The organism is Isoptericola sp. NPDC056573 (assembly GCF_042793335.1).
GTDB lineage: Bacteria > Actinomycetota > Actinomycetes > Actinomycetales > Cellulomonadaceae > Isoptericola.
This window is the reverse complement of the sequence record NZ_JBHTUY010000002.1, coordinates 291,240-317,610: the sequence shown is the minus strand read 5'-3', so window position 1 is coordinate 317,610 and position 26,371 is coordinate 291,240. Positions and strand designations below refer to the sequence as shown.

31 protein-coding genes are annotated in these 26,371 nt (G+C 73.8%); 12 read left to right on the top strand and 19 right to left on the bottom strand.

The annotated features are described in order from the left end of the window. Positions 1–10: 10 nt before the first annotated feature. The 5 genes from ACFQ8E_RS04215 to ACFQ8E_RS04195 all read right to left on the bottom strand — a co-directional run bounded on the left by ACFQ8E_RS04215 (position 11) and on the right by ACFQ8E_RS04195 (position 3,948). Positions 11–676: a hypothetical protein gene (locus tag ACFQ8E_RS04215; protein ID WP_430549327.1), complete on the bottom strand. Its 666-nt coding sequence runs from the start codon at positions 674–676 to the stop codon at positions 11–13. 58 nt (positions 677–734) lie between these two features. Next, positions 735–1,397, bottom strand: coding sequence for a hypothetical protein (locus ACFQ8E_RS04210; protein ID WP_430549326.1), 663 nt, complete (start codon positions 1,395–1,397; stop codon positions 735–737). Between the two features lie 23 nt (positions 1,398–1,420). Further along, positions 1,421–2,302 (bottom strand): hypothetical protein, encoded by an 882-nt coding sequence (locus tag ACFQ8E_RS04205; RefSeq protein WP_430549325.1) that lies wholly within the window; start codon positions 2,300–2,302, stop codon positions 1,421–1,423. Between the two features lie 166 nt (positions 2,303–2,468). After that, the gene (locus tag ACFQ8E_RS04200) at positions 2,469–3,227 is read right to left on the bottom strand and encodes a S8 family serine peptidase (protein ID WP_430549324.1); all 759 of its coding nucleotides are present in this window, start codon (positions 3,225–3,227) and stop codon (positions 2,469–2,471) included. A 58-nt stretch (positions 3,228–3,285) separates the two neighbouring features. Continuing rightward, complete coding sequence (locus ACFQ8E_RS04195) at positions 3,286–3,948, bottom strand: hypothetical protein (RefSeq protein ID WP_430549323.1); 663 nt, start codon at positions 3,946–3,948, stop codon at positions 3,286–3,288. Positions 3,949–4,005: 57 nt separating this feature from the next. Between ACFQ8E_RS04195 and ACFQ8E_RS04190 the strand changes: the two genes are divergently transcribed. After that, positions 4,006–5,238 carry a low temperature requirement protein A gene (locus ACFQ8E_RS04190; protein ID WP_430549322.1) on the top strand — a complete coding sequence of 411 codons (1,233 nt, stop codon included), beginning with the start codon at positions 4,006–4,008 and terminating at the stop codon, positions 5,236–5,238. On the opposite strand, the gene ACFQ8E_RS04185 is transcribed toward ACFQ8E_RS04190, so the two are convergent. Next, positions 5,177–6,025, bottom strand: coding sequence for an alpha/beta fold hydrolase (locus ACFQ8E_RS04185; RefSeq protein WP_430549321.1), 849 nt, complete (start codon positions 6,023–6,025; stop codon positions 5,177–5,179). The genes ACFQ8E_RS04190 and ACFQ8E_RS04185 overlap by 62 nt on opposite strands. A gap of 93 nt (positions 6,026–6,118) precedes the next feature. Between ACFQ8E_RS04185 and ACFQ8E_RS04180 the strand changes: the two genes are divergently transcribed. Further along, positions 6,119–6,715 carry a sugar O-acetyltransferase gene (locus ACFQ8E_RS04180; protein WP_430549320.1) on the top strand — a complete coding sequence of 199 codons (597 nt, stop codon included), beginning with the start codon at positions 6,119–6,121 and terminating at the stop codon, positions 6,713–6,715. A gap of 58 nt (positions 6,716–6,773) precedes the next feature. Then, on the top strand, positions 6,774–7,994 hold the full coding sequence (locus ACFQ8E_RS04175) for an MFS transporter (RefSeq protein ID WP_430549319.1): 1,221 nt from the start codon (positions 6,774–6,776) through the stop codon (positions 7,992–7,994). Here ACFQ8E_RS04175 and ACFQ8E_RS04170 read toward each other — a convergent pair. Further along, positions 7,948–8,379 (bottom strand): VOC family protein, encoded by a 432-nt coding sequence (locus tag ACFQ8E_RS04170; protein ID WP_430549318.1) that lies wholly within the window; start codon positions 8,377–8,379, stop codon positions 7,948–7,950. The genes ACFQ8E_RS04175 and ACFQ8E_RS04170 overlap by 47 nt on opposite strands. 69 nt (positions 8,380–8,448) lie before the next feature. On the opposite strand from ACFQ8E_RS04170, the gene ACFQ8E_RS04165 reads away from it, so the two are divergent. Continuing rightward, entirely contained in the window at positions 8,449–9,504 is a 1,056-nt protein-coding gene (locus ACFQ8E_RS04165) for a YdcF family protein (protein ID WP_430549317.1), read from the top strand. Positions 9,505–9,544: 40 nt separating this feature from the next. Here the strand turns inward: ACFQ8E_RS04165 and ACFQ8E_RS04160 are convergent, their stop codons facing one another. The 3 genes from ACFQ8E_RS04160 to ACFQ8E_RS04150 all read right to left on the bottom strand — a co-directional run bounded on the left by ACFQ8E_RS04160 (position 9,545) and on the right by ACFQ8E_RS04150 (position 12,614). Then, positions 9,545–10,327, bottom strand: a complete 783-nt coding sequence (locus tag ACFQ8E_RS04160; protein WP_430549316.1) for an oxidoreductase — start codon at positions 10,325–10,327, stop codon at positions 9,545–9,547. A gap of 73 nt (positions 10,328–10,400) precedes the next feature. Continuing rightward, the gene (locus ACFQ8E_RS04155; protein WP_430549315.1) at positions 10,401–10,979 is read right to left on the bottom strand and encodes a TetR/AcrR family transcriptional regulator; all 579 of its coding nucleotides are present in this window, start codon (positions 10,977–10,979) and stop codon (positions 10,401–10,403) included. Positions 10,980–11,123: 144 nt separating this feature from the next. Next, positions 11,124–12,614, bottom strand: a complete 1,491-nt coding sequence (locus ACFQ8E_RS04150) for an MFS transporter (RefSeq protein ID WP_430549314.1) — start codon at positions 12,612–12,614, stop codon at positions 11,124–11,126. A gap of 93 nt (positions 12,615–12,707) precedes the next feature. Between ACFQ8E_RS04150 and ACFQ8E_RS04145 the strand changes: the two genes are divergently transcribed. From ACFQ8E_RS04145 to glmS, 4 genes are all read left to right on the top strand, one after another. After that, positions 12,708–13,199, top strand: coding sequence for a MarR family winged helix-turn-helix transcriptional regulator (locus ACFQ8E_RS04145; protein WP_430549313.1), 492 nt, complete (start codon positions 12,708–12,710; stop codon positions 13,197–13,199). A 172-nt stretch (positions 13,200–13,371) separates the two neighbouring features. After that, the gene (locus ACFQ8E_RS04140; protein ID WP_430549312.1) at positions 13,372–13,623 is read left to right on the top strand and encodes a hypothetical protein; all 252 of its coding nucleotides are present in this window, start codon (positions 13,372–13,374) and stop codon (positions 13,621–13,623) included. Positions 13,624–13,707: 84 nt separating this feature from the next. Beyond that, a complete protein-coding gene (locus ACFQ8E_RS04135) occupies positions 13,708–13,968 on the top strand; it encodes a hypothetical protein (protein ID WP_430549311.1) in 261 nt (86 codons plus the stop codon). A gap of 28 nt (positions 13,969–13,996) precedes the next feature. Next, positions 13,997–15,835, top strand: a complete 1,839-nt coding sequence (glmS, locus tag ACFQ8E_RS04130) for a glutamine--fructose-6-phosphate transaminase (isomerizing) (protein WP_430549310.1) — start codon at positions 13,997–13,999, stop codon at positions 15,833–15,835. A gap of 39 nt (positions 15,836–15,874) precedes the next feature. On the opposite strand, the gene ACFQ8E_RS04125 is transcribed toward glmS, so the two are convergent. The 4 genes from ACFQ8E_RS04125 to ACFQ8E_RS04110 all read right to left on the bottom strand — a co-directional run bounded on the left by ACFQ8E_RS04125 (position 15,875) and on the right by ACFQ8E_RS04110 (position 19,193). Next, positions 15,875–16,291, bottom strand: a complete 417-nt coding sequence (locus tag ACFQ8E_RS04125) for a VOC family protein (protein ID WP_430549309.1) — start codon at positions 16,289–16,291, stop codon at positions 15,875–15,877. Between the two features lie 151 nt (positions 16,292–16,442). Next, a complete protein-coding gene (locus tag ACFQ8E_RS04120) occupies positions 16,443–17,036 on the bottom strand; it encodes a hypothetical protein (RefSeq protein WP_430549308.1) in 594 nt (197 codons plus the stop codon). Between the two features lie 124 nt (positions 17,037–17,160). Further along, positions 17,161–17,934: an alpha/beta fold hydrolase gene (locus ACFQ8E_RS04115; protein WP_430549307.1), complete on the bottom strand. Its 774-nt coding sequence runs from the start codon at positions 17,932–17,934 to the stop codon at positions 17,161–17,163. Positions 17,935–17,936: 2 nt separating this feature from the next. Further along, positions 17,937–19,193, bottom strand: a complete 1,257-nt coding sequence (locus ACFQ8E_RS04110; protein ID WP_430549306.1) for an MFS transporter — start codon at positions 19,191–19,193, stop codon at positions 17,937–17,939. A 103-nt stretch (positions 19,194–19,296) separates the two neighbouring features. Here ACFQ8E_RS04110 and ACFQ8E_RS04105 point away from each other — a divergent pair, with 103 nt between their 5' ends. Next, a complete protein-coding gene (locus ACFQ8E_RS04105) occupies positions 19,297–20,139 on the top strand; it encodes a LysR substrate-binding domain-containing protein (protein ID WP_430549305.1) in 843 nt (280 codons plus the stop codon). Between the two features lie 24 nt (positions 20,140–20,163). Continuing rightward, positions 20,164–21,444 (top strand): MFS transporter, encoded by a 1,281-nt coding sequence (locus ACFQ8E_RS04100; protein WP_430549304.1) that lies wholly within the window; start codon positions 20,164–20,166, stop codon positions 21,442–21,444. On the opposite strand, the gene ACFQ8E_RS04095 is transcribed toward ACFQ8E_RS04100, so the two are convergent. After that, on the bottom strand, positions 21,413–21,793 hold the full coding sequence (locus ACFQ8E_RS04095) for an ArsR/SmtB family transcription factor (protein ID WP_430549303.1): 381 nt from the start codon (positions 21,791–21,793) through the stop codon (positions 21,413–21,415). The two genes, ACFQ8E_RS04100 and ACFQ8E_RS04095, sit on opposite strands and share 32 nt — an antisense overlap. Positions 21,794–21,877: 84 nt before the next feature. Here ACFQ8E_RS04095 and ACFQ8E_RS04090 point away from each other — a divergent pair, with 84 nt between their 5' ends. Continuing rightward, on the top strand, positions 21,878–23,296 hold the full coding sequence (locus ACFQ8E_RS04090; RefSeq protein WP_430549302.1) for an FAD-dependent oxidoreductase: 1,419 nt from the start codon (positions 21,878–21,880) through the stop codon (positions 23,294–23,296). 14 nt (positions 23,297–23,310) lie between these two features. Here ACFQ8E_RS04090 and ACFQ8E_RS04085 read toward each other — a convergent pair whose 3' ends face one another. Genes ACFQ8E_RS04085 through ACFQ8E_RS04070 form a run of 4 tightly spaced genes read right to left on the bottom strand, consistent with a single transcriptional unit; the run spans position 23,311 to position 25,781 of the window. Next, entirely contained in the window at positions 23,311–23,745 is a 435-nt protein-coding gene (locus ACFQ8E_RS04085; RefSeq protein WP_430549301.1) for an arsenate reductase ArsC, read from the bottom strand. Between the two features lie 53 nt (positions 23,746–23,798). Further along, positions 23,799–24,626 carry a hypothetical protein gene (locus tag ACFQ8E_RS04080; RefSeq protein WP_430549300.1) on the bottom strand — a complete coding sequence of 276 codons (828 nt, stop codon included), beginning with the start codon at positions 24,624–24,626 and terminating at the stop codon, positions 23,799–23,801. A gap of 19 nt (positions 24,627–24,645) precedes the next feature. Continuing rightward, positions 24,646–25,164 carry a nucleoside deaminase gene (locus tag ACFQ8E_RS04075; RefSeq protein ID WP_430549299.1) on the bottom strand — a complete coding sequence of 173 codons (519 nt, stop codon included), beginning with the start codon at positions 25,162–25,164 and terminating at the stop codon, positions 24,646–24,648. 8 nt (positions 25,165–25,172) lie between these two features. After that, a complete protein-coding gene (locus ACFQ8E_RS04070) occupies positions 25,173–25,781 on the bottom strand; it encodes a TetR/AcrR family transcriptional regulator (RefSeq protein ID WP_430549298.1) in 609 nt (202 codons plus the stop codon). 80 nt (positions 25,782–25,861) lie between these two features. Between ACFQ8E_RS04070 and ACFQ8E_RS04065 the strand changes: the two genes are divergently transcribed. Next, positions 25,862–26,371 (top strand): GNAT family N-acetyltransferase, encoded by a 510-nt coding sequence (locus ACFQ8E_RS04065; protein WP_430549297.1) that lies wholly within the window; start codon positions 25,862–25,864, stop codon positions 26,369–26,371.

Genomic DNA, 26,371 nt, shown 5'->3' with positions numbered 1-26,371 from the left:
ATCCATCGTGTCACGACGTCTTCGCAGAACCTTCGCGGCGAGTCTCGGCTCGATGTCGGCTTGGTTCGCGACTGATCGATGCCCGACGCCCTACGACGTGGTGGTGCCACCCCTCGCTCACCGGCAGTGCCTCGCCGAGGTCAACCAGATAGGCCCGTGCCAGGCGGTCGTTCTGGGCGGTGAACCGGAGCGATGCGTCAGGGTGGCTGACCATGAACTCGCGCAGTCCCTGCCTCATCTCGATCCGTAGGCGACGTCCGGTCCCGGCGCCGATGCGGCGAGCGACATGGTTGTTCACGATCACCGACGTGCGACCGGCGTCCTGTCGCACTCGCGCACCGATGACAGCGGTGCGCTCGGCGTCTGAAAAGAGGACCCAGTGACGGGCACCGGTGACGACGAACGAAGCCACGGTCGTGAGGAGGAGGTAGGCAACCGCGGCGCCGAGGGCTGTCCAGCCGAGAGCTGGCCAGGCGCTCAGTTCCGGAAGGACCTGCGAAACGATCAGTGCGTCGGCCGCCCAGACGAGGAGCCCGCCGCCCGCCACCAACACCCAGAGGGCGGGCTGTCGAACGAGGTGGAACGGAACCCACCACACCAGCGCCAGCCAGGCTTCACCCAGTGACGCGACGTGGACCTCCTTGGTGGCAAGCGCGGTGGCCAGGTCCGCCCTCACTGTGCGACGGGGCGTCGTTCTCGTGCGCGTCGCGGCGTTCTCACCCGGGGTCGAGGTGTCAATCCTCAACGTCGGCCCCGAGGCGTCGGTCGCGGGCCCGACGCCAGCGGGGACGCATGAACGCCACGTAGGCGCTCCAAAGCCAACCGGGCAGCCTGTCGTAAAGAGCCGTTGGTACGTCGGGACGCCCGGGGCGTGCAAGGTCGAGCGCCTGGGAATAGAAGTCGGAGCCGCTGCTCCCTGGGTCGCGGGGCAGCACACCCGTCGCCGCCCACAGGCGCTCGCGGATCCATTGGCCTGCGCCATGGACCCTGAAGTTTCCGACCTGCGTCGAGTCCGCGCGGTCCCGTTCGAGGAGAACAATGACCCGCCGGCCGGCATCGAGATCGTCCGAGACCTCCGACCAGTCGTCCGTCGCGCCGGTGTTGGTGGCCTCCAGGTCGTCCGAGCCCTCGTCGGAGTCGTCCGGTGAGAAACCCTCGCGCTCGTCGTCGGTGAGATGCTCCGCGATCAGGTGCACGTCGTCGATGCTCGCCTGGTACACGACGAGTGCCTCGTCGACGTACTCGTCGCAGAGGTTCGTGTCGAAGGAGCCCACGGGCATGGGTGTCGCGCCCCATGCACCGAGGAGTGCAACGACATCCGTGATGCCCGCGGCCTCGGGTACTCCGAGCTCCTGGCGTGCCTGGGCAAGGAGTTCCGTGTAGCGGGATGAGGTCAAGATCGCTGCGCTCCTCAGCATCGCTACGTGCGGGCGTGGCCGTAGAACGAGTGCATCTTCGGGGTCCGGTTGTACGGGTGATAGTGCCACATGTACCCAGGCTTGCCGCCGCCGTGGATCTCCGGGCCGACAGGCTTCTTGCTGCCCTTGATCTTGGTCGCGATGGTCTTGGCGCCGGCCTTGCTGGTCGACCAGACGTCGTGACCCTTCTTTCCGCGGGTGACGGCTGCGGAGGACGTCAGGCCCTTGGGGCTGATGTAGACCTTGTCACCCTTCACGTCTGCCGGATAGTGATAGCGCTTCTTGCTTTTCGGGCGCTTGTTGTTCTCGGCAATGATCTTGCTGATCGACTTCGCCGCTTCGACGGCGAGGACGCCACCGATGACGATCGCGGCGCCGATAGCGAGGTAGTACAGCGCGGTGCTGAGCGAGATGGCGGCGAACGCAACGGGGATCACGAACGCCACCGACTCGTTCGCCGTGGTCGAGTCGTAGTGGTACGTCTCCTCCGTGACGGGGTTGGTGAGGGTGAAGACCGCGCGTTCGGGGGTCGAGGTCTGCACCGCTACGTCGTACGCGGTGGCGACGGTCTCGCCCTGGATCTCGTCGGTGACGGTGTAGGTACCCGTAGCGGTGTCGGTGTCGAGCTGGAGCACGAAGGCGAACTGGCCCTGGGGGCTCTCGGCCTCGGCGCCGATCTGGATCTGGTCGAGATCGACCTCGACCGCATCGACGTCGAGCCCGTACTGCTCAAGGCCCTTGGTGACGACCTCCTCGCCGGTCATGTTCTCCGGGTCGAACCCCAGGGCGTCGTGTGCCACGGGCGCGCCGGGGGCGACGTCCGCCCCCGTGGTGGCCTCCGAGGCGGCGGAAGCAGAGGTGCCGACGGCCGTGGTGACGAGCATGGCCCCAGCCACCGCTGCCGCAAGGGCGCGCATGAGACCGGATGTTGACTGGGAACTTGCTGGCTATCGGGTTCGTACTGCGGAACTATGACATCAAACGATCCTCTGTGCAGGTCAGGCGCGCGCTGACGCCTTCGGTCTGGCCGCGAGCGCCCAGTCGTGGGGGTCATGTTGCAGGTTGGACGACCTTCGGTGGTTCGTATCGCGAGGGGTCTGGGATCGTCTCGTCAGCGAGCCGGCCCAGAAGGTCGCGGACGACGAGTGCGGCAGCCACCGAGGTGCCCGACTCGACTCGTTCGGCGCCATGCTCATCAAGCACCGAGACGTCGACGCCCAGCGCAAAGGTATCCACCGGCTCCTTCGCGGAGTGGGACCAGGGTTGCCCGTCCCTCGTGGCAGCCCCGACGGAGATGACATCGGGATAGCGTGCTGGATAGTCGGCCGGCAAGAAGCGCACGTTCCCGGCCGCCGCCACGACGACCGAGCCGGCGTCGCCGGCGCGCTCGACGGCAGATCGAAGGGCTGCGGTGTCGCGCCGGACTCCTCGACTCACCAGGATGATGTCAGCGCCGTCGTCGACTGCGGCGACGATCCCCTCGGCCAGTGCCTCGCCGTCACCGGAGCGCCCGTCGATATTGATGCTCAGAACTTCGACCAGCTCGGGGTCCACGGGCTCCGCGCCGTTGCCGTTCGTACCCAAGGCGACGGAGGCCATCATCGTGCCGTGCCCGCCGATGACGGTTTCCGTGGGCGAGGCGATGGTGTAGGCCTTGAAGGCGTCCAGGTCTGCCGCAACCCCGGAGTCCACGATGGCGACGCGAATGGGCGGTTCGGCGGTCGAGCATCCGGACACCGCGGTCATGGCGATGAACGCCCCGCAGACCAGCGCGACGCGAGGGGTGATCCCGGGGGTCCTGGCGAGCATGGTGGCACCATAGTCACAGGTCAGACAGGTGTGGTCCTTGCGACCGGCCGGGCGGGTTCTAGTCGTCGCCCTCGAACAGCCCGCCGTCGAGCAGCCAGTGGTAGCGCAGGCGCAGCGCGCGCTCGGTGCTGGCCAGCGCGGCGGCGACGACGAGGGCGACGTTGAGGCCCGCGGGCAGCCGGACCGGCGACGTGAACGTGCCGAGGTGCTCGGCGACGGGCGGGATCTGGGAGATCTGCTCGACGATCTGCGGGGCGCCGAGCACCAGCGCGACGGCGAGCACGACCCAGGAGACCGCCCCGATCCCGCGGCTCAGGCCGGGGCGCTCACGCTCCAGCCGGGCGCGGCGCCCCTCGGCGGACGCGGGGTCGGGCTCGAGCTGGCGCTCGTGCCCGTCCGGGGTGACGTAATGGCAGCGGCGCAGCCCGTAGCTGCTGGTGGCCACCTGGACGGCGCCGCCGGTGACGGGGAGCTCGGCCGGGAGCTTCGACGTCGCGAGGTGCACGCCGTCGCGGTAGAGCCGCGCCCGCACGTCGCCGTCGTCGGAGTCGCCCCAGAGCCGCACGTCGACCGACCACCGCTCAGGTGCGCCGCCGTGCACGAGGTCCAGGTGGAACAGTGCCCGCGACAGGGGCTGCCACCACCGGAAGCGCTGGAGGGCGTGCCCGTCCCCGGGCCTGATCCGTCGCGCGGCGCGCCGACGTCTACGGTCCGAGAACATCCCGGGCAGCGTACCCGGGCCCGGGACCCGTGGCCCGTCGGGCGCGACGGGTGCACGATGACTCGCGTGAGCCCGCCCGAGAACCTCGCACGGTCGCGCCTGGTGCGCATGTCCGCACGCGACCCGCACGAGCCCGGCCGCACCGCGAGCACGCTGGAGCTGTTCTTCGACCTCGTGTTCGTGGTCGCGGTGAGCGTCGCGTCCGTGCAGCTGCACCACGCGCTCACCGAGGGGCACGTCGGGAGCGGGCTGGCGTCGTACGGCATGGTGTTCTTCGCGATCTGGTGGGCGTGGATGAACTTCACCTGGTTCGCCACGTCGTTCGACACCGACGACTGGCTCTATCGCGTGCTGACGATCGTGCAGATGTCGGGCGTGCTGGTGCTCGCGGCGGGGATCGAGTCGGTGTTCACCGAGCGCGACTTCACCGTCGTCATCGCCGGGTACGTCGTGATGCGCGTGGCGATGATCGCGCAGTGGCTCCGCGCGTCGGGCACGGCCGGGCCGACGCGCGGAGCGACGCGGGCGTACGCGGCGGGCATCGCCGTCGTCCAGGTGTGCTGGCTCGCGCTCCTCGCGCTGCCCGAGTCCGTGCAGGGGGCGGCCTGGGTGGTCCTCGCCGCCGCCGAGCTGGCGGTCCCGGTGGCGGCGGAGACCCGCGGCCGCACGCCGTGGCACCCGCACCACATCACCGAGCGGTACGGCCTGTTCACGCTGATCCTGCTCGGCGAGAGCCTCCTCGCGTCGTCCAACGCCATCATCGAGGCGCTGCACGACGAGCAGGACCTCGCCTCCCTGGTCTCCGTCGCCGTGCTGACCGTCGTCGTGACCGCCGCCCTCTGGTGGGTCTACTTCTGGCCGCCCCACCATCGCGCCCTCGGCCACGAGGGTCGGCTGTCGCGCTCGCTGCGGTACGGCTACGCGCACTACTTCGTCTTCGCCGCCGCGGGCGCGTTCTCCGCCGGTATCGAGGTGGAGGTCGACGCGATCACCGGGCACACCGCGCTGTCCGACGTGGGGGCGTCGTTCACGGTCACCGTCCCGATCGCCGTCTTCGTGCTGGGCGTCTGGTGGATCGCGATCCGCGACAACGCCGACCGGGTGGTCGACACGGTGGTCCCGGTGGGCGCGCTGCTGGTGCTGCTCGACCCGGTGATCCCGGTCCCCGTCACGCTCACCGCGGTGATCATGGTGGCGGTCGTCGTGGTGCTGGTGCTGCACCCGCCGCTCAGCGAGCCGCGAGCTCCGCGAGCACGTCGGCGGCCGCGGCGGGGCGCACCAGCCAGCTGAGGTGGCTCGATGCGAGCGTGCGCACCGCGTAGGGGTTGTCGGGGGTGAGGGCGTCGCCCTCGCGGATCAGCCGGTCCTGCATCGCGAGCGGCATGCTGGCGTCCTCGCTCAGCCGCACGTAGGCGCGGGGCACCGTGCCCCAGGTCGCGGCCTGCGCCCGGTCGTCCGGGGTGCCGGCGTCGAGGTTCTCGTCGGGCTGGAAGGTGTTGAGGAAGCCGCGGAACTCGTCGTCGGTGCCGTCGGCGAGGAACGCGGCCTTGAGGCCCGCGAGCACGTCCGGGTCGGCCGTGCGGAAGTTGCACCGCAGCAGGCCGACGTCGGCGGGGTTCGCCGCCGCGGCGCCCGCGACCGCGGTCGCGTCGAACGTCGCCATCTCCGGCTCGGCGTAGTAGTCGCCCACGTCGAGGTCCACCGGCGCCCACGCCGACACGTACACGAGGCGGTCGACGAGGTCGGGGCGGGCGTTCGCGACCGCGGTCACGGTGACGCCGCCGCGGCTGTGGCCGACCAGGACCACCGGCCCGTGCTCGCGCGCCCGCTCAAGGACCTCGATCACGTGCGCGGCGTTGTCCGCGAGGGTCACGCCCTTGATCGCCCCGGGTGCCGACGCGAGCCCGGCGAGGTCCTGCGGCGCCTGGTACTCCACCGGGAACGTGGCCGCGAACCCGTGGCCGGGAAGGTCGACGGCGAGGGACCGGTGCCCGCGCAGGGCGAGCTCGGCCTGCAGCGGCGCGAAGGAGAAGGAGCTGGCGAAAGCGCCGTGGACCAGCACGAACGTGGGAGACATGCGCCGAACGTAGCGGAACGGGGGTCGGGGAGCAGTCCGGTGGGGCCGCGCGCGATATGTACGTCCGTACACATGCCCGCTACGCTCCTCGGCATGACCACGGACCACTTCGCCGGAGACCCGCGCACGAACCACGAGCGGATGCTCGCGGGCGACCTGTACATCGCGGACGACCCGGAGATCGAGCGCCGCGCCCTGCGGGCCGCGCGGCTGCAGGACGAGTACGCGCGCACGGCGCCCCACGACCCGGCGGGCGCCCGCCCGGTGCTCGAGGAGCTGCTCGGCACCCTCGGTGAGGGCGCGGCGATCCGGCCGCCGCTGTACGTCGACTACGGCGAGAACCTGCACGTCGGGCCGCGGACGTTCGTCAACTACCACCTCACCGCGCTGGACGTGGCGCCGATCGTCATCGGCGCGGACTGCCAGATCGGCCCGAACGTGCAGCTCCTGACCCCCACCCACCCGGTCGAGCCGACCCCGCGGCGCGACAAGCTCGAGGCCGCGAAGCCCATCACGCTCGGCGACAACGTGTGGCTGGGCGGCGGTGTCATCGTCTGCCCCGGCGTCACGATCGGTGACAACTCCGTGATCGGTGCCGGCTCCGTCGTCACGCGCGACGTGCCCGCGAACGTGATCGCCGTCGGCAACCCCGCCCGGGTGGTGCGCAGCATCGCGGAGGACGGCGCCTGAGCGGCGCGTCGAATCGGCGCGTCGAATCGATACGAGAATCGCGGATACGATGCACCGCATGCCCGACCAGTTCCGCCGACGCCTGTCGCTCTTCTCGCTGACGCTGCTCGTGGGGCTCGGCATGTCGTCGTGGATCACCCGCACGCCCGACGTCCGGGACGCGCTCGGCGCGTCCACCGCGGGGATGGGGCTCGTCCTCTTCGGGCTGTCCGTCGGTTCGATGACCGGCGTGCTGTCGGCGGGGCCGATCGTGCGCCGCCGGGGAGCCCGCCCGGTGATCCTGGTCGGCTCCCTGCTGGTGGTGGCCGGCGTCGGGGTCATCGGCCTGGCCGCGGCCGCGGGCCTCGCGGCGGGGGCGTTCGCGGGGCTGCTGCTCGTCGGGCTGGGCGGCGGGCTCGGCGAGATCGGCCTCAACATCGAGGGCGCGGCCCTGGAGGTCGAGTCCGGGCGGCCGGTGCTGCCCGCGCTGCACGGCAGCTTCAGCCTCGGCACCGTCGTCGGCGCCCTCGTGGGCATCGCGCTCACGGCGCTCGACTTCCCCGTCGTCTGGCACCTCCTCGCCATGGCGGCCGTCATGGCCGCGCTCGTGGCCTGGGCGATGCCCGGGATCCCGGCGGGCACGGGCCGGGAGGAGGCGCGGGAGGCGCCGGAGGCCGGCGCCCCGCGCGAGCGCCGCCCCAGCGTGTGGCGCGACGGGCGCCTCGTGCTCATCGGCGTCGTCGTGCTCGCGATGGCGTTCGCCGAGGGCGCCGCGAACGACTGGCTGCCCCTGCTCATGGTCGACGGCCACGGGATGTCGGCCACGCACGGCTCGCTGGTCTACGCCGGCTTCGCCGCGGCGATGACGGTGGGCCGGTTCTCCGGCGGGCCGGTGGTCGAGCGGTTCGGGCGCGCCGCGGTGCTGTCCGTGAGCGCCGTGTGCGCCATCGCCGGCATCCTCGCCGTGGTGTTCGCGCCGAGCCCGGTGGTGGCCGGCGTCGCGGTCGCGCTGTGGGGCCTGGGCGCGTCGCTCGGGTTCCCGGTCGCCATCTCGGCGGCGGGCGACGACCCGGAGCGCGGCGCCGAGCGGGTGAGCGCCGTCGCCACCAGCGGGTACCTCGCGTTCCTGGTGGGCCCGCCGCTGCTCGGCTTCCTCGGCGAGCACCTGGGGCTGCGGCTCGCGATGCTCGCCGTCGTCGTGCTGCTCGTCGTGGCGGTCTTCGCGGCCCGCGCGGCCGCGCCCCGCCCCCGGGTCACGCCTCCCGAGCAGCGAGCACCGCAGCCCGCTCGGCGTCGCTGAGCAGGATGCAGAACTCGTTGCCCTCCGGGTCGGCGAGCACCACCCAGCCGCCCTGGCCGTCCGGGCTGCGCAGGTCGGCCACCTGCGTGGCGCCGAGCGCGAGCAGGCGCTCCACCTCCTCCGCCTGCGTGCGGTCCGTGGGGCGCAGGTCGAGGTGCCCGCGGTTCTTCACCGTCTTGGGCTCGGTCACCTCGATGAACAGCAGCCGGCCGTGGCTCTCGGCGGGCGCGTCGTGGCCGGCCGGCGGCACGATCATGCACTCCTCGTGGCCGGGGAGGTTGGGGTCGCCCGGCACGTCGACGTAGCCGAGCACCTGCTTCCACCACTCGGACTGCGCATAGGCGTCGCGGCAGTCGAACGTCGTGTGCGAGATGCGTGAGGTCATCCCCGCATCGCACCACGACGACGCCCGGCGGTCCCGGCATTTTCGTCCGCGCCCACCTATCCTGCGGGCGTGAGTGCCGAGGTCAACGCCACCGTCTGGTCCGTCGTCGTCTCGGCGGTGATCTGCGGCCTGTGGGTGGCCTGGTTGGTGCACTCGCTGCGGGTGGACCGCCGCCGCCTGCGCAACGGGTTCCTCGCCCTCGCCGTCGTCTACACGGGCGTGGGGCTGGTGGGGCAGCTCGTCGCGCTGGTGCCCGGCGGCACGACCGCCATGGGGTGGCTCACGTTCCTGCTCTTCGGCGTCCTCGGCCTGGGTCTGCTCGCGCTGCCGGTCTTCCTCGTGGTCAACGGGCTGACGATGGTGCGCCGCGAGCGCCGCAGCCTCGGCAACCTCCTGTCGCTGCTGGTCGGGGTGGCGATGCTCGCCGCGCCGTTCGTCGTCGTCGCGCCGTTCGTGCTGCAGGTGCCCTGGACCATGGGGCTGGTGGTGGGCCTGCTGATGGGCACGGCGTGGCTCGGCTTCGTCTTCCTGGGCTTCGTGACCCAGACGCTGCTCTACCGTCGGTACGCGGCCCGGGTGCCCGCGCACGGCGTCGTCGTGCTGGGCTCCAAGGTGGTGGGCGGCCGGGTGCCGCCGCTCCTCGCGGCCCGCCTCACGGCGGGGCGGGACGCCGCGGACCGGCTGGGGTCCGACGGCGTCCCGGTGCCGATCGTCCCGTCCGGCGGGCAGGGCGCGGACGAGGACCGACCGGAGGGCGTCGCGATGGGGGAGTGGCTCGTCGACCACGGCGTGCCCGCCGACCGCGTGCTCGTGGAGGACCGGGCGCGCACCACCCGGGAGAACCTCACCCTCGGCGTCGCCGTCCTGCGGGAGCACGGCACGCCGGGCCCGTACCTCGTCGCGACGAACAACTACCACGCGCCGCGCGCCGCCATGGAGGCGATGGACCTCGGCCTCGACGTGCACGCGGTGGGCGCCCCGACGGCGGGCTACTTCTTCCCCAGCGCGTACCTGCGCGAGTTCGTCGCGGTGCTCCGCCGCCGCCCCGCGGTGCACGTCGTGGCGGCGGCGGGCATCGCCCTCGTGGTGGTCCTGGTGACCGTCGTCGCGGTGGCGGGCCTCTAGGCGGGTCCGACGCGACGGTCGATCCGGTCCGCCGGCCGGGTCAGAGCGCCTTCACCGAGCCTCCGTCGATGAAGTAGTCGGCGCCGGTGATGTTGCCCGCCGCGTCGGACAGGAGGAAGGCGATCAGCGCCGCGACCTCGTGCGGTTCGGTCATGCGCCCGGTGGTGATGCCGAAGGCCTCGGGGATCGCCTGCAGGAACGTGGCGTGGTCCACGCCCGACGCGGCGGCGACCGTCCCGCCGAACCCCTCGGGGTCCTCCCAGATCGCCGTGCGCACGACCCCGGGCGAGACGGTGTTGACGCGCACGCCCTGGGGCCCGAACTCCTCCGCCAGGGACTTGCCGACCGCCGTCAGGGCGGCCTTGGCCGCGCTGTAGGCGACGGGAGCGGCGGCCGGCAGCTTGGAGTTCATGGAGGAGACGTTGACGATCGCCCCGCGTCGCTCGACGAGGCTCGGTAGCGCGGCCCGGGTGGCACGGACCGCGCTCAGGAGGTTGAGGTCGAAGACCCTCGTCCACCGGGCGTCGTCGGTGTCGAGGAAGTCGCCCAGGTGGACGTCGTCGCCGGCCCCGACGTTGTTGACGAGGAGGTCGATGCCGCCCAGCGCGAGGGAGGCCTCGCGCATGAAGGCGTCGACTCCGTCCGCCGTGCTCAGGTCGGCAGCGACGGCGACGGCCCCGGTCTCCTTGAGCTCGGGCGTGATGGTGCGGGCCGCGCCGGCGACGCGCACGCCCTCGGCGACGAGGGCACGCACGGTCGCCAGTCCGACTCCCCGGCTCGCGCCGGTGACGACGGCCGTCTTGTGGGTGAGGTTGAGCTCCATGACGATGACCTTTCTTGAACTGTAGGTACACAACTGAGGTAGGACGAGCGGCTCGACATCCCCGGGCGGGGACTCAGATGATGGCGAGGGTCGCGTCGATCACGCGGTCGAGCCGGTCGGGTCCGTCGGAGACGCGAGCGACGACCCGCATCCCCACGACGGTGTTCATGAGCAGGCTGCCGAGCGCCGCAGGGTCCCTGTCCGCGGCGACCTCGCCGGTTCGCTGACCCTCCTCGATCAGGGCGCGGAACGCGAGCTCCGTGCGATCGAGCATGCGGCGCACGTGCGCCACGGCCTCGGGGTCGACGCCGGCGAGCTCCGCGGCGGCGTTCACCGCCATGCAGCCGCGGTGGTCAGGGTCGGCCAGGTCCATGGCGGCCAGGGCCCGCAGGGCGCTGCCGAGCCGCTCCCGCACGGGCCCGGGCCTCTCGAGGGCCTCCACGAGCGCCGCCGTCTGCGTGTCTCGGTACCGGCGGAGCGCCCGCTCGAAGAGCGCGTGCTTGCTGCCGAACGCGTGGTAGAGGCTCCCCTTCCCGATGCCGATCGCGTCCACCAGGTCCTGAGGGGTCGTGGCGCCGTATCCCTGGCGCCAGAACACCTCCATCGCCTGGTCGACGGCGGTGTCCGGGTCGAACGTCCTGGGTCGTGCCATGGGCGACACTCTACCCCCGTTTTGTACCTCAAAGTCAACAACGCCGGACGCGCTCCCCGCGCCGCTCACCGCCCGGGCGCTCGAGGAGGCCCGGGCGGTGCTCGTGCCGGCCCGCCGTCCGGACGAGCCGGCCGACGCGCGGTGTCAGCCCACGAGAGCCGGCTCGTCGTCGGCGTCGGGGACGGCGGCCAGGTGCCGGCCCTCCTCCTGCCCGGCGCGCTGCCGCGGGATGCACAGGACGATCGCCGCGCCGACGGCCGCGGCGGCGGCGCCGATGACGAAGCAGAGCTGGAACGCGCCCCCCGTCGGGACGGCCGGGGTGCCCGGGGCCAGCACGGTGGTGTGGCTGGTCAGCACGATGGCCATGACCGCCCCCGCCACCGTGGTGCCCATGGAGCGCATGAGGCTGTTCAGCCCCACGCTCGCCGCGGACTCGGCGGCGGGCACGTTGGTGAGGATGAGGGTGGGCATCGCGGCGTAGCCGATCCCGACGCCCGCGGACGCCACGCACGAGGCGAGCATGAGCTGCCACGGCGCGTCCATGAGGAAGACCGCCACCACGTAGCCGAGCGCGAGGACGCCCGCGCCGATCGCCAGGGTGGTGCGACCGCCGAGCCGGGTGAGCAGCCGGGACGAGACCGGCGTGAAGAGCATCATCATGAGGCCGGCCGGGGCCATCCACAGGCCCGCCTGGAGGATGGTCTGGCCCAGGCCGTAGCCGGTGGCCGTGGGCATCTGGAGCAGCTGCGGCACCACGATCGACTGCGCCATCATGCCGAAGCCGATGAGGACGGCGGCCACGTTGGTGAGCAGCACGGGCCGGCGGGCGGTGGTGCGCAGGTCGACCAGGGGGTCGTGGTGGCGCAGCTCGTACCAGCCCCACAGCAGCAGGACGACGACGCCGCCCACGATCATGCCGAGGGTGCTCGCGGCGCCCCAGCCCCAGTCGTTGCCCTTGGAGACGCCGACCAGCACGCCGACGAGGCCGACGGCGAGCCCGAGGGCGCCCACCACGTCGAGGCGGCCGGGGTGGGCGTTGCGCAGGTGCGGAACGACGACGAGGGTGCCGATCGTCATGACCGCGGCGAGGACGGCCGAGACCCAGAACAGGACGTGCCAGTCGAAGTCCTGGGCGATCCACGCGGCCAGGGGCAGGCCGAGCGCACCGCCGACGCCGAGCGTGGCGCTGATGCCGGCGACCGCGGTGTTGCGCAGGTGCTCGGGCGCCGCCTCACGCACCATGCTGATCGCGACGGGGATGTAGCCCATGGCCACGCCCTGGAGCACGCGGCCCACGATCATCGGGCCGACGGCGTCGGACAGGGCGCAGACCAGCGAGCCCACGACGAGGATCGCGGCGGACACGGCCAGGACCGGCTTCTTGCCGTAGAGGTCGGCGAGCCGCCCGGTGACCGGCATGGCGACGGCGCCGCCGAGGAGCGTGGCGGTCACCACCCAGGACGCGTTGCTGGCGGTGGTGCCGAGCAGCTCGGGCAGCTCGCTCTGGATGGGGATGACCAGCGACTGCATGAGGGCGGCGCACAGGCTGCTGAAGCCCAGCACGACGATGACGGCCACCGCGCGGGCGGAGGACCGTGACGCCGTGGCGGCGTCGGGGGACGGGGAAGAACTCACGGCACACCTCGAGATGTGTAAAGTACATATGACCGTGTGTATGCTACCTGCATATTGACCCGCGTCAACCCTGGAGGGAATCCGATGCCGCCCGTGACACCGTCGTCCGCGACGTCGCCCGTCGTCCCCGACCTGCCCGAAGGCCCCGTCCCGTCCGGTGCCGACCTGCCCGCCGACCGGCGCGTCGCGTCGCTCCTCGCGCGCCTCGACGTCTACCGGCGCCTCGCCGAGCACCGCAGCGCGATCGGCGTCGCGGACGGGCGGCTGCTGTGGCTGCTCTCCGACGGTCGTCCGCGCACCCTGCGGGAGATCGCCGAGGCGCTCCGGCTCGAGCAGTCCACGGTGAACCGCCAGGTCAACGGGGCGCTCGCGGCCGGTCTCCTGCGCCGGTTCACCGAGGCCGGCCGGTCCGCGCGGCTCGTCGAGCCGACCGAGGAGGGTCGCGCGCGATTCGAGGAGGCGACGAGCCAGGCGCTCGGCGCGTACGCCGACGGTCTCGCCGCCCTCGGTGACGACGTCGACACCTTCCTCGAGCTGTTCGCCCGGTTCGCGGACGCCTATGGCGACGCGGTCCGCGAGCCGTAGCGCCGGGCGCCAGGGTGTGACCCACGTCACCGCGAGCGAGCGGGTGCCGTCCTACGTTGGAGGCGACGGATGGATCACCGCGGGGCCGACGACGGCCCGGCGCCGACGCCCGCCGAGCCTCCTCGACCGGCGCCCGCAGGGCAGGCCGTGACCCGTGGGGAAGGAGGATGCGATGAACTGCTACGAGTGCGCCACGCGCGACCGGCGGGAGAGGGTGGCGCTGGCGAGCTGCTCCACGTGCGGGGCCGCGGCCTGCCTGGAGCACACGAGGGTCGGCGCGGCCGTGATGCACGAACAGACGCCGGGCAACCCGACCCTGACCCGGCTGCCGGGGCGGCGGCTGTACTGCGTGGTCTGCGCTCCGCCGGGGTCGGTGACGCCCGAGGAGGCCGTGCGGTCGGCGGGCGAGGTGCCGGCGCCCTGACGCCGATGCCGCCGGCAATTCCAGATCCTGCCCGATTTCGGGCAGGATCTGGCATGTCGGGAACGAGGGGCGCATGATGTCCCGGTGACCGACGCCGATCTCGTCGCCCGCATCGCGACCTCCACGGGCCTGTCCCCGGCGGAGGCGGAGCGCGTCGTCGAGGACGTCCTCGCCTGGTACCGCGAACCGGTCGAGGAGTACGTCCGTCGCCGGCACGCGTCGCTGCGCACCTACGGGCGCCGCAACGAGGAGATCTACGCGCAGATCGCCGCCGAGCTGCGCGAGCGCCTCGTGGCCGCCCCGGAACTCAGCGAGCGCCAGGTCCGTCGCACCATCTACGGCTAGACCCCCACGGCAAGGAGCAACCAGACCCATGTGCGGAATCGTCGGCTACGTCGGCCCCCAGCAGGCAGCACCCGTCCTCGTCGAGGGACTCACGCGCCTGGAGTACCGCGGCTACGACTCGGCCGGCATCGCCGTGCTCAACCCGCGCTCCAGCGCGCACCCGTCGCGCGTCGTGCGGGCCAAGGGCCGCGTGCGCGACCTCGAGGCCGCCCTGCCCGCGCGTCTCGCCGGCACGGTCGGCATCGGCCACACGCGCTGGGCGACCCACGGCGAGCCGAGCGAGCGCAACGCCCACCCGCACACCTCCTACGACGGCCGCGTGCACGTGGTGCACAACGGCATCATCGACAACTTCCACGCGCTGCGCTCGCGCCTCACCGCCGAGGGCGTCGAGCTCACCTCCGACACGGACACCGAGGTCATCGCGCACCTCGTGGCGCGCGAGCTCGCCGGCGGGCTGGCCTTCGAGGACGCCGTGCGCGCCGCCGTCGCGCAGATCGACGGCACCTACGCGCTCGCGGTGACCGACGTGCAGAACCCGGACCGGATCGTCGTCGCGCGCAACGGCTCGCCGCTGCTGCTCGGCGTCGGCGACGGCGAGATGTTCGTGGCCTCCGACGCCGCGGCGATCGTGCGCCACACCAGCCAGGTCGTGCTGCTCGACGACGGCGACTTCGCCTCCGTGACGGCCGACGGGTTCCGCACCTTCACGAACGACGAGGAGCACACGGCGCGCGACGCCGTCACCATCGACCTCACCGTCGAGGAGCTGGAGCTTGGCGGCCACGCCCACTTCATGCACAAGGAGATCCACGAGCAGCCGGAGACGGTGGAGCGGATGCTGTCCGGCCGCCTCGACGACCGGTTCGGCACCGCCAAGCTCGACGGCCTCAACCTCGACCCGCGCCAGCTGCGCCGGTTCACCCGCGTGAAGATCCTCGGCTGCGGCTCCGCGTACTACGTGGGCCAGCTCGGGGCGTCGATGATCGAGGACCTGGCGCGCATCCCCGCCGACGCCGAGCCCGCGAGCGAGTTCCGCTACCGCAACCCGATCATCGAGCCGTCCACCCTCTACGTGGTGGTGAGCCAGTCCGGCGAGACCGCCGACACGCTCTTCGCCGTCCGCGAGGTGCAGCGCAAGGGCGGCACCGTCGTCGGGCTCGTCAACGCCGTCGGGTCGTCCATCGCCCGCGAGGTGGACGGCGGCATCTACCTGCACGCCGGTCCCGAGGTGGCGGTCGCGTCGACCAAGGCCCTCACGCACATGGGCGTCGGGTTCGCGCTGCTCGCGCTCGCGCTGGGCCGCGTGCGCGACCTGTCCTTCGCGGACGGCAAGCGGATCATCGCCGGCCTGCGGGCGATCCCCGGGCAGATCGCGCAGATCCTGGGCGACGAGGAGGACCTCGCCGCGGCGGCGAAGGAGCTCTCCGAGGCGCCGAGCCTGTTCTTCATCGGCCGCGTGCGGGGCTACCCCGTGGCGCGCGAGGGCGCGCAGAAGTTCAAGGAGATCACCTACCGGCACGCCGAGGCGTACCCGACCAGCGAGCTCAAGCACGGCCCGCTCGCCCTCATCAGCCCCGAGCTGCCGACCGTCGCGATCATGCCCGCCGACGACCTGCTGGAGCGCAACATCACCGCCGCGCAGGAGATCCGTGCCCGCGGGGGCGCCGTCGTCGCGATCACGCACCCGGGCGTCGAGCTCGGCGACGCCGCGACCGCGCGCATCGAGGTGCCGCGCAACGAGGTGGAGCTGGACCCGATCCTGCTGACCATCCCCACCCAGCTGCTCGGCTACCACGCGGCCGTCGCCCTCGGCGAGGACGTGGACCGGCCGCGCAACCTCGCGAAGTCCGTCACCGTCGAGTGACGGCGGCGGCGGGGGAGGTGCGGCGGCTCGCGCTGGAGGTCAGCCACCGACCTCGTCGAGGAGCTGCCGCACCCCCTCGCCGTCCATCAGGCCGATGACGTTGCCCGCCGGGTCGGTGAACCAGGCGCCGTCGCCGCCCTCCATGAAGCCGCGGGCGACGCCCTTCTCGTCCTGGTCGAAGCCGTCGTAGCGCTCCAGGCTCACGCCCTTCGCGACGAGGTCGTCCACCACCGGGTCGACGTCGTCCACCGCCAGGTGGAAGACGGTGAACGCCGCCGGGGTGTGGTCCTCCTTCGGGTACACGAACACCGGGGAGCTCGTGTCGAGGTGGAGCACCAGACCCATGCCGTCGTCCAGGGTCGTGACGCGGAGCCCGAGGGTGTCCGCGTAGAAGCTGCGTGCCGCGTCGAGGTCGTCCACCGAGAAGCTGGAGAATCCGCGCCGAGTCGTGACCATCGCCGATCCACTCCCTTGTGACCGCCGGTCCCCGGGCGTGGGGAGCCGCCACGAGGGTGCCGGACCCCTCCAGGATCCGTCCGTCGGCGGCGCCACGCCGCTGCCCGGCCAAGATGGTGCGGGTGAAATGGTGCGGGCGGCGTGGGTGTCGTCACGCCGGGTCGGGCTGGTCCTCGATCTGCACGGCCTTGAGCTCCGGGGTGAAGGCGAACAGGCCGCCGTCCTGGGTGCCCACCCACCAGCCGCCGCACTGCAGCGTCGCGTCCTGCTCCTGGCCGGTGGCCCACCAGTCCGCCTTGAGCGTCGAGCCGGTGCGGTAGTCGTCGGCGGTGAGGGTGCCGCGCGCGGGCTTCGCGACGAGCGGGTGGTCGGCGTCGACGGACGTGCAGTCGGACGGCAGGGACGTCACGTCGGCGTCCATCGTGAGGATCACCTCGTCGCCGGTGGTGCGGAAGACGCCCTGGACGTTGGAGGCGTCGTCCGGCACCCAGGAGGGCAGCCCCTCGTCGGCCTTGCCGTCCGCGCCGCTGTCGTACGCGAACGCCTTGGTGTGGCCGGAGCCGCGCTCGCTCAGGGCCTCCGTGATCGCGCCGCACGCCGTCGTCGTGACGGCGACGACGGAGGCGAGGGCCAGCACGCCGACGCCGCGGTAGCGGCGCACGGGGGACGTGGTGACCGCCGAGACGTCGGCGCGGTCGGCGCGGTGGGTGCTGTGGTGGTCGTGGTGGTTCTCGTGCTGCGTCATGTCCTCGACGCTACGAACGCGCAGGTGGCGGCGTCGTCGGCCTCGGAGGGGAACCTCGCCGGCGACGCGTACGACCACGGGAGGACGGCGGGCTCAGGGCCGGCTCAGGGGTTCACCGGAGGGATCACCCGAGGAACTCGCGCACCAGCGGCGTCGCGACGGCCTCGCCCTCGTGGAAGTACGCGTGCCGCAGGCCCGGCAGCACCTCGACGCGGGCGCCGGGGATCCGCTGCCCCAGCAGGTCCGCGTTCACCGCGGGGGCGAGCACGTCGTCCGCGCCGTGCAGCACCAGCGTGGGCGCCAGCACCCGGGGCAGGGCCTCCCACGCGTCGTGGCCGTCGCTGGCGCGCAGGTGGTCGCGCCGCGCCTGCGGCGACATGGAGGGGTCGCCCTCGACGGTCGTCGGGCCGGGGTGCGCGGCCAGCCATGCGGGCGTGTACATGAGGTCCAGCAGGGCGCGCCGGGCCGCGCGGCGGTCGGGCTGCACCATCGCGCGGCGCACCTCGAGCGAGCGCTCGACGGCGTGCGCGCCGCCGGGCGTCGTGCAGCCCAGCACGAGCCGCCCCAGCCGGTGTGGGTGGTCGACGGCGAACCACTGCGCCACGCGGCCGCCCATCGACGTGCCGTAGACGTCCGCCCGCTCGACGCGCAGGTCGTCGAGGACGGCGGCGACGTCGCCCGCGAGACGCCGGGTCGTGAGCTCGCGGTCGGTCGGGCCGGACGCTCCGGTGCCGCGCCAGTCCAGGGTGATCGTGCGGCGCCCGGCGCCGAGCCCGGCGCGCACCGGGTCCCACCAGCGGTGCGAGTTCGCCTGCCCGGCCAGCAGCACCAGCGGCGGCCCGTCGCCCCGCACCTGATAGGCGATCTCGGCGGCGTCGTCGGCGATCGCGTGCGGCACGGTCACAGCGTAGGGCGCCGGTCGAGGCGCGCGGCGACCGCGGCGGCGGTGACGGCGACGGCGGTGGTGACGGTCGCCAGCCCGACCACCCCCGCCCAGCCGGCGTCCTCCCAGACGTGCGTCGCGACCGCACCCATGACGGCGCTGCCCACGTAGTACGCGAAGAGGTACGCGCTCGACGCCTGGGCGATGCCGCGGCCCTGGCGGTGCGCCCGGTCCACGGCCCAGCCGCTGACCAGCGAGTGCGCGCAGAAGAAGCCGACCGTGAGGATCCCCAGCCCGGCGACGACGGCCACGACGGAGGGCGGCACGGTCACCGCGACCCCGACGGCGAGCAGCACGAGGCCGGCGACGACGGCCGGGCCGCGCCCGCGCCGTCGGGCCAGGAGCTGCGCGACGGACGGCGTGACGATGCCGACCGGGTACGCCAGGTACACGAGCGTCACCGCGTGCCCGAGGGAGAACGGCGGCGCCTCCAGCCGGAACGCGACCGCGTTGTAGACGCCGACGAACGTCCCCATGCTCGCGAAGCCGACGGCGCACAGCAGCGCCACGACCGGGTCGCGGAAAGCCGACGCCGTCCCCGTCAGCACGCTGCCGAGCCGCAGCGGGCGCGGCGTGAAGCGCGCCGAGCGCGGCACGAGCGCCCACAGGGCGACGGCGGCGAGGAGCGTCGTGACGCTCAGCACCTCGGTGGCCAGCGGCCACCCGCCGAGCGCGGCGAGCGGGCCGGGCACGAGCCGGCCGACGGCGCCGCCCACCGCCGTGCCCGCGATGTAGGCGGCGTTGGCGCGGGCGTGCGCGCCGGGGTGCATCTCCTCGCGCAGGTAGGCGAGCGCGACGGCGGGCAGGCCGGCCAGCGCCACGCCGGCGAGGCCGCGCAGCACCAGCAGGCTGCCCCAGGTGGGGGCGAAGGCGCTCGCGAGCCCCAGCACGCCCGAGGCGAGCAGCGACCAGCGCATCACCTCGGCCCGCCCGAACCGGTCCGCGACGGGGCCGACCGCGAGCAGGGCGACCGCCATCGCCGCCGTCGTCACCGACAGCACCTGGGCCGACGCGCCCGCCGAGACCTCGTAGTGGGCGGCGACCTGCGGCAGCAGCGGCTGCACGTAGTAGAGCAGGGAGAAGTTCGCGAGCCCGCCCGCGGCAAGCCCCAGCAGGGTGCGGCGGTACGCCCGCGACCCGGGGCGGTGGCCCTCCAGGGGTGCGGTGGTGGGCGTCGACGTCGGAGCGGTCGGCGCGGGCGGGGCGGTGGTCACCGGTCCACGATGCGCCCGCCGTTCCGATGCGCCAAATGATCCTGACGCTGGTCGTGATGACAGAATCGCATCAGATTGCGGGACGTGAGTCACGGGAGGTGACGTGGACGAGCAGACCCTGCGGGTGTTCCTGTCGCTGTGCGAGACGGAGAGCACGCGCGACACGGCGGCGCTGCTGCGCGTGGACCAGTCGACGGTCTCGCGCACGCTCGCCCGGCTGGAGGCGGGGCTCGGCGTCGAGCTGTTCCGCCGGCACGGGCGCCGGATCGCGCTCAACCGGGCCGGCGTGAGCTTCCGCGGCGACGCCGCGCGGGTGCTCGACGAGATCGAGGTGGCGCGCCGGCACGTGCGCCAGGAGGCGCTCGGCGCGCGCACGGTGCGCCTCGGCTTCCTCCAGTCCGTGGCGCGGTGGCTGGTGCCGCGCGTCGTGACCGAGCTGCGTCGTGACGACCCGGACCGCCGCTTCGAGCTGCGCCAGGGGTTCGCGCAGGACCTGTTCGGCTGGCTCGACGACGACGTGCTCGACCTCGCGCTCGTCACGCCCCCGCCGCCCGCCCGCACCACGGGCTGGCGGCTGCTGCACGAGCAGGTGCTGTGCGTCGCCGTCCCGCCCGGGCACCGGCTGGCGGGGCGCACGGGCGTGGGCGTCGGCGAGCTGGCGGGGGAGCGGTTCGTCGCCTTCTCCCGCACGACCGAGCTGCGCGGCGTCGTCGAGGGCATGCTCGGCGCCGCCGGGGTCGAGGTGGAGGTCGCGTTCGAGTCCAGCGAGGTCGACACGATCCGCGGCCTCGTCGCCGCGGGGATGGGCGTGGCCGTGCTGCCCCGGCCCGAGCGGCCCGACGCCGCCGACCCGGTGTACGTGCCGCTGGAGCCGCGCACCACCCGGCGGCTCGGCATCGCCTGGGCCGACGGCGCTCGCCCGCCGGACGCTGTCACCGCCGTCTGACCGCCGCCGACGGCTACGCTGCCGTTGCCCGTCCTCGCGCCCCCGGAGGTGCCCGTGCTGCCGTCGCCCGACGAGCTGCGCACGTTGCAGCGCCGCACGCTGACCGTCGTCGTCGCGAGCCAGGTGCTCGGTGGCGCGGGGCTGGCGGCGGGCGTCACGGTCGGCGCGCTGCTCGCGCAGGACATGCTGGGCACGGACCGCCTCGCCGGGGTGCCCACGATGCTGTTCACGCTCGGTTCGGCGCTGGCGGCCTTCCTCGTCGGGCGGATCACCCAGCGCGCCGGCCGCCGCGTCGGCCTGGGGCTGGGCTTCGCGGCCGGCGGTCTGGGCGCGGTCGGCGTGGTCGTGGCGGCGGCCCTCGGCGCCGTCCCGCTGCTGCTGGTGTCGCTGTTCGTCTACGGTGCGGGCACGTCCACCAACCTCCAGGCCCGGTACGCCGGCACCGATCTCGCCGCACCGGACCGCCGCGCGACGGCGGCGAGCGTCGCGATGGTGTCCACGACGCTCGGTGCGGTGGCGGGGCCGAACCTCGTGGAGCCGCTGGGCGGGCTGGCGACGTCGCTGGGGCTGCCCGCGCTCGCCGGACCGTTCCTCCTCGCGGCCGTCGCGTTCCTCGCCGCCGGCGGCACGCTGTTCGCCTTCCTGCGGCCCGACCCGTTCCTCGTCGCCAAGGCGCTGGCGCGCGCGGGCGTCACCGAGCCCGCGGGGGCGGACGACGGGTCGCCGCGCCCCGCGCGGCGCGTGCCCGCCGGCGTCGTCGTGGGTGCCACGGTCATGGTGCTGACGCAGATCGCGATGGTCGCGATCATGACGATGACTCCCGTGCACATGCGCGGTCACGGCCACGACCTGAGCGACGTCGGCCTCGTCATCGGCATCCACGTGGCCGCGATGTTCCTGCCGTCGCTGGTCACGGGAGTGCTGGTCGACAAGGTCGGGCGGTTGCCGATGGCGGTCGCGTCGGGCGTGACCCTGCTGCTCGCGGGGATCACCGGAGCCGTGGCGCCGGGTGACTCGATGGCACTGCTCGTGCTGTCGCTCGCGCTGCTCGGGCTGGGGTGGAACTTCGGCCTCATCGCGGGCACGGCGCTCATCGTCGACGCGACGACGCCCGCCACCCGGGCCCGTACCCAGGGCACGGTCGACGTGCTCATCGCCCTCGCCGGAGCCGGCGGGGGTGCGATGTCAGGGGTCGTGATGGCCGGATCGAGCTACGCCACGCTGGCCCTCGGCGGCGGCGTCCTGTCGCTGCTGCTGATCCCGGTGCTGTTCCTCACGCGGAGGCCGTCGCGGGCGTCGGCGTGAGCGCGGAGAGCGAGCCGGCGAGGCCCGCGACGGCGCCCGGCACCGCGCGGTAGTACGCCCAGCGCCCGCGCTGCTCGCGCTCGAGCAGGCCCGCCTCGACGAGGATCTTGAGGTGGTGGCTGACGGTCGGCTGCGCCAGGCCGACCGGCTCGGTGAGGTCGCAGACGCACGCCTCGTGGCCCTCGTGGGCGGTCACGATCGACAGCAGCTGCACGCGCGTCGGGTCGGCGAGCGCCTTGAACGTGCGGGCGAGGTCGCGCGCCTCGGCGACGTCCACCGGGGGAGCGGCCGTGCCGCAGCAGCCGCCGTCGGTGGACACGGGCGTCAGCGGCAGGTCGATCGTCGTCATGCCTCCATCTTGCCACGCATCGAAGAATGTGGATACGTTGTCCCCGTTCAGTCATCGAAGTTCATCGATACGAGGGAGTGCGAGATGGTCGAGACGGTGCGGAGCGAGCTCCCGGTGGTCGTGATCGGCGCGGGCCCGGTGGGCCTGGCGGCGGCGGCGCACCTGCTGGAGCGCGGCCTCGAACCCCTGGTGCTGGAGTCCGGCGAGAGCGCCGGCGCGGCCGTCGCCTCGTGGGGGCACGTGCGGCTCTTCTCGCCGTGGCGGTACGACGTCGACGCCGCGGCCCGGCGGCTCCTGGAGCCCACCGGGTGGACCTCGCCCGACCCCGACGCCCTGCCGACCGGCGGCGAGCTCGTCGAGGGCTACCTCGCCCCGCTGGCCGCGACCCCGCAGATCGCGTCCCGGCTGCGCACCGGCACGCGCGTGCTCGCCGTCGCCCGGGACGGGGCGGACAAGACCCGCTCGCTCGGCCGTGAGCGCCGCGGCTACCGGGTGCGGACCGTGGACGCCACGGGCCGCGTCGCCGACGTCCTGGCCCGCGCCGTCGTCGACGCCTCCGGCACCTTCTCGACGTCGAACCCGCTCGGCGTCAGCGGCCTGCCCGCGGCCGGCGAGGCCGACGCCGCGCCGTTCGTCACCGGTCCGCTGCCCGACGTCCTGGGCGCCGACCGCGCCCGCTTCGCCGGGCGGCACGCGCTGGTCGTCGGGATGGGCCACTCCGCGGCGAACACCCTGCTGAGCCTCGTGGAGCTCTCCGAGTCCGAGCCCGGGACGACCGTCACGTGGGCGATCCGCGGCGGCTCCGCGCGCCGTCTGTTCGGCGGCGGCGCCGACGACGAGCTGCCCGCCCGCGGGCTCCTCGGCACCCGGCTGCGCGAGGCCGTCGACGCCGGCCGGTTGCGCCTGCTGACCCGGGTGTCGATCGAGCAGCTGGTCCCCGGGGCGGACGCCGTGCAGGTGCTCGGCACCGCCAAGGACGAGCCCCTGGCCCTCGAGGTGCACGCGATCGTCGACGCGACCGGCTTCCGGCCCGACCTGGGCATGCTGCGCGAGGTGCGCCTCGACCTCGACCCCGTCGTCGAGGCCCCGAGCGCGCTCGCGCCGCTCATCGACCCGAACCAGCACTCCTGCGGCACGGTGCCGCCGCACGGCGAGGCGGTGCTGCGCCACCCCGACGACGGGTTCTACCTCGTCGGCATGAAGTCGTACGGCCGGGCCCCGACGTTCCTCCTGGCCACCGGGTACGAGCAGGTGCGCTCCGTCGCCGCCGCGCTGGCCGGCGACCGGGCCGCCGCCGAGGCCGTCGAGCTGGACCTGCCCGCCACCGGCGTCTGCTCCAGCGACCTGGCGCTGGCGGCCGACGGCGAGTCGTCGGCCGGGTCGTGCTGCGGCACCGCCCCGGCGGAGCCGCAGCTCGTCACGCTGGGCGTCGGCGCGCCGGCCGGGGTCGGCTTCGCCTCCGGCGTCGTGCACGGCCGATCCGGCGACGGCGAGGACGCCTGACGGCGGCGGCGGGGTCAGTGGGCGACGGGGTCGACGCCGAGGGACGCGAGCAGCCCGAGCACCCGGCGCCGGATCTCGTCGCGGATGGGGCGGACGGCCTCGATGCCCTGGCCGGCGGGGTCGTCGAGCTCCCAGTCCTCGTACCGCTTGCCGGGGAAGATCGGGCAGGCGTCGCCGCAGCCCATGGTGATCACGACGTCGGACGCCTGGACGGCGTCGGTCGTGAGCACCTTGGGCTGCTCGGCGGTGATGTCGATGCCGGCCTCGGCCATGGCCTCGACGGCGACGGGGTTGATGCGGTCGGCGGGCATGGAGCCGGCCGATCGCACCTCGACGGCGCCGCCGGACAGGGCGCGCAGGTAGCCCGCGGCCATCTGGGAGCGGCCGGCGTTGTGCACGCAGACGAACAGGGCGGCCGGCCGGGCGTCGTCGTCGGGGAGGGTGGACATGCCCTCATATTGATCGACGTCGATGCGCGGCGCAAGGGCGCGGCGCACCGGGCTCAGGACTCCGGCTCCACCGGCCCGTCCTGGCCCACGGCGAGCTCGCCGCAGCTCGTCCCCTGCGCCGTGACGACCACGGGGTCGTCGGCACCGGCGCCCTCCGCGACCGTCGACGCCTCGCCGTTGGACGCCGCCAGCGCACCGTCGTCCAGGTCCACGAACGTGCGCTCGACGGTGAAGGAGCCGCCGTCGGCGGACGTCGCGTTCAGGCCGGCGAGGTGCAGCGCCCCGTCGACCTCGGTGCAGCCGACCCCCGTGCCCTGGCCCGTGAAGCCCTTGTCGAACGTGTAGGGTGCGCCCGCGAGGTTCTGCGTCGCGGCGAGGTCGCAGTCGGCGGCGGAGAACAGCAGCACCTCGCGGCCCGTGTCGACGAGCGCGATCGGCGCGGTGTCGTCGCCCGCCGCCACGACGTTCACGACGGCGGACGCGCGCTGCGGGCTTGCGGAGTCGACCGCGACCGAGAAGGTGGCGCCCGACGCCGTCGTGATCCCGAACCGGCGGTCGGCGCCCCCGGTGAGCCATGCGGTGTCGGCCTCGCCGTCGCCGTCCACGTCGACCGTCTCGTGCATGTCGGCGCCCTCAGGGGTGCCCTCGTCGGTCTCGGCGCAGCCCGCGGCGCCGGTCGTCGTGGGCGAGGCGGAGGGGTCGGGGGAGGCGTCCTGGGTCGCGGTCGCGGTGGGGGGCGGCGACGCGGCCGTCGCGCCGTCGCCGCCGTCGTCCCGCACGACCAGCCAGACGACGACGGCGACCACCACGACCGCGGCGAGCACGATCACCCGCCAGGTCCAGGGGTTGCGGGCGGGGGCGGGGTCGGGAGAGTCGCTCATGTTCCCCAGGCAAACACCGTCAGGCGGGGTCGTGCACCTCGTGAGCCCCGTGCAGGCGGGCGTGCAGGTCGCGCACCTCGTCGGCGAGCTCGGGCGCGGGCCCGCGCGTGGGGATCCCGGGCGCGACGTCGCCCACGGGCAGCGGGGTCACCGGCCCGGGTGCCACGCCCCACTCCTGGAGCCACGCGGTGAGCTGGGCCGTGCTGGTGGCGTACACGATGGGGCCGAGACCGACCCAGGCGTGCGCCGCGCTGCACATCGCGCAGTGCTCGCCCGACGTGTACGCGGTGGCGCCCGCCCGCTCCTCGGGCGTGAGGTGCGCGGCGGCCCAGCGGGCGATCTCGAACTCGGGATGGCGGGTCTGGTCGCCGCCCTGCACGCGGTTGCGGTCCTCGAACACGACGGCGCCGGTCGCGTCGACGAGCAGCGAGCCGAACGGCTCGTCGCCGTCGTCCAGCGCCTCGCGCGCGAGCTCCACGCAGCGGCGGAGGAACGGCAGGTCGGCGTCGGTCGTCGCGGACGGCTTCTGGTATCCCATGCGGCCCATCATGCCTCGCCGCGGGCGTCGCCGGCGGGCGGTGCGGGAGCGTCGTCGAACAGCGCCAGCTGGGCCTGGACGGCGGCGTCGACACGCGCGACGTCGTCGGTGGCGAGCAGGTCGAGCAGGGCGCCGCGCAGCAGGGCGAGGATCGCCGTGCGGCGGCGGGCGCCGGCCTCCGACTCCCGCTCGCCGGCGGGCTGGTGGGCCGCGAGCAGGGCGAGCCAGTCGTCCACCGTGCCGCGGGCGAAGCCGTGCCACGGCCCGTCGGCCGCGCCGAGCGACCGGGTGTAGGACTCGGCCCACAGCCGCAGGAGGGGCCGGTGCTCCGGGTCCGCCAGCCACTCCCACACGTGCCGGCCCGCGTCGGCGAGTCCCCGCCCGTCGCCCCGGCGGTCGAGGAGGGCGGTCTCGTCCTCGCGGGCCCGGGCGAGCACGGCCCGGAGCAGGCCCTCCTTGCTCCCGAACAGCAGGATCAGCACCCGCGGGCTCGACCCGACCGCCGCCGCGAGGGGGCGCAGCGAGAGGTCCGTCAGCCCGTGCTCCAGCGCGTACCGGTACGCCGCCTCGAGCAGCTCGGTGCGGCGGGGGGAGGGGGGTGGTGCCTGCCGCGTCATGGGGCTACCCTAGCGGACGAGTGAAACAGTCGTTTCAGTCCGGTGGCCGGTCGGTCGCCGGCCTGACGGAAGGAGGGGCCATGACCGGGACGGTCGTCCGGCATGCCGTCGTCGTCCGGCCCGCGGACCGGCCGGGTGACCTCGGGTGGATCGTGCAGACCCACGGCGAGGTGTACCACCGCCAGTTCGGCTGGGACGCGGACTTCGAGGTGCTCGTGGCCCGGATCGTGGCCGACTACGCGAGCGCCCACGACCCCGCGCGCGAGGCCGCGTGGATCGCTGAGGTGGACGGCCGGCGCGCGGGCTGCGTCCTCCTGGCGGCCGACCAGGAGGACGGCGTGGCGCGGCTGCGCATCCTGCTCGTCGTGCCGGAGGCGCGCGGCCACGGAGTCGGTGGCCGCCTCGTCCAGGAGTGCCTGCGATTCGCCCGGGAGGCCGGCTACCGGCGCGTCGTGCTGTGGACCAACGACGTGCTCGCGTCCGCCCGGCACCTCTACCAGGCGGCCGGGTTCGCGCTGGTCGACGAGCAGCCGCACCACAGCTTCGGGCACGACCTCGTCGGCCAGACCTGGGGGCTCGACCTCACCTGA

Excerpts from the sequence above, each read along its gene's own strand:
- ACFQ8E_RS04205 (WP_430549325.1), bottom strand. The coding sequence starts at position 2,302 with ATGCTCGTCACCACGGCCGTCGGCACCTCTGCTTCCGCCGCCTCGGAG.
- ACFQ8E_RS04200 (WP_430549324.1), bottom strand. The coding sequence starts at position 3,227 with ATGCTCGCCAGGACCCCCGGGATCACCCCTCGCGTCGCGCTGGTCTGC.
- ACFQ8E_RS04195 (WP_430549323.1), bottom strand. The coding sequence starts at position 3,948 with ATGTTCTCGGACCGTAGACGTCGGCGCGCCGCGCGACGGATCAGGCCC.
- ACFQ8E_RS04190 (WP_430549322.1), top strand. The coding sequence starts at position 4,006 with ATGACTCGCGTGAGCCCGCCCGAGAACCTCGCACGGTCGCGCCTGGTG.
- ACFQ8E_RS04185 (WP_430549321.1), bottom strand. The coding sequence starts at position 6,025 with ATGTCTCCCACGTTCGTGCTGGTCCACGGCGCTTTCGCCAGCTCCTTC.
- ACFQ8E_RS04180 (WP_430549320.1), top strand. The coding sequence starts at position 6,119 with ATGACCACGGACCACTTCGCCGGAGACCCGCGCACGAACCACGAGCGG.
- ACFQ8E_RS04175 (WP_430549319.1), top strand. The coding sequence starts at position 6,774 with ATGCCCGACCAGTTCCGCCGACGCCTGTCGCTCTTCTCGCTGACGCTG.
- ACFQ8E_RS04170 (WP_430549318.1), bottom strand. The coding sequence starts at position 8,379 with ATGACCTCACGCATCTCGCACACGACGTTCGACTGCCGCGACGCCTAT.
- ACFQ8E_RS04160 (WP_430549316.1), bottom strand. The coding sequence starts at position 10,327 with ATGGAGCTCAACCTCACCCACAAGACGGCCGTCGTCACCGGCGCGAGC.
- ACFQ8E_RS04155 (WP_430549315.1), bottom strand. The coding sequence starts at position 10,979 with ATGGCACGACCCAGGACGTTCGACCCGGACACCGCCGTCGACCAGGCG.
- ACFQ8E_RS04140 (WP_430549312.1), top strand. The coding sequence starts at position 13,372 with ATGAACTGCTACGAGTGCGCCACGCGCGACCGGCGGGAGAGGGTGGCG.
- glmS (WP_430549310.1), top strand. The coding sequence starts at position 13,997 with ATGTGCGGAATCGTCGGCTACGTCGGCCCCCAGCAGGCAGCACCCGTC.
- ACFQ8E_RS04125 (WP_430549309.1), bottom strand. The coding sequence starts at position 16,291 with ATGGTCACGACTCGGCGCGGATTCTCCAGCTTCTCGGTGGACGACCTC.
- ACFQ8E_RS04120 (WP_430549308.1), bottom strand. The coding sequence starts at position 17,036 with ATGACGCAGCACGAGAACCACCACGACCACCACAGCACCCACCGCGCC.
- ACFQ8E_RS04095 (WP_430549303.1), bottom strand. The coding sequence starts at position 21,793 with ATGACGACGATCGACCTGCCGCTGACGCCCGTGTCCACCGACGGCGGC.
- ACFQ8E_RS04090 (WP_430549302.1), top strand. The coding sequence starts at position 21,878 with ATGGTCGAGACGGTGCGGAGCGAGCTCCCGGTGGTCGTGATCGGCGCG.
- ACFQ8E_RS04085 (WP_430549301.1), bottom strand. The coding sequence starts at position 23,745 with ATGTCCACCCTCCCCGACGACGACGCCCGGCCGGCCGCCCTGTTCGTC.
- ACFQ8E_RS04080 (WP_430549300.1), bottom strand. The coding sequence starts at position 24,626 with ATGAGCGACTCTCCCGACCCCGCCCCCGCCCGCAACCCCTGGACCTGG.
- ACFQ8E_RS04075 (WP_430549299.1), bottom strand. The coding sequence starts at position 25,164 with ATGGGATACCAGAAGCCGTCCGCGACGACCGACGCCGACCTGCCGTTC.
- ACFQ8E_RS04070 (WP_430549298.1), bottom strand. The coding sequence starts at position 25,781 with ATGACGCGGCAGGCACCACCCCCCTCCCCCCGCCGCACCGAGCTGCTC.
- ACFQ8E_RS04065 (WP_430549297.1), top strand. The coding sequence starts at position 25,862 with ATGACCGGGACGGTCGTCCGGCATGCCGTCGTCGTCCGGCCCGCGGAC.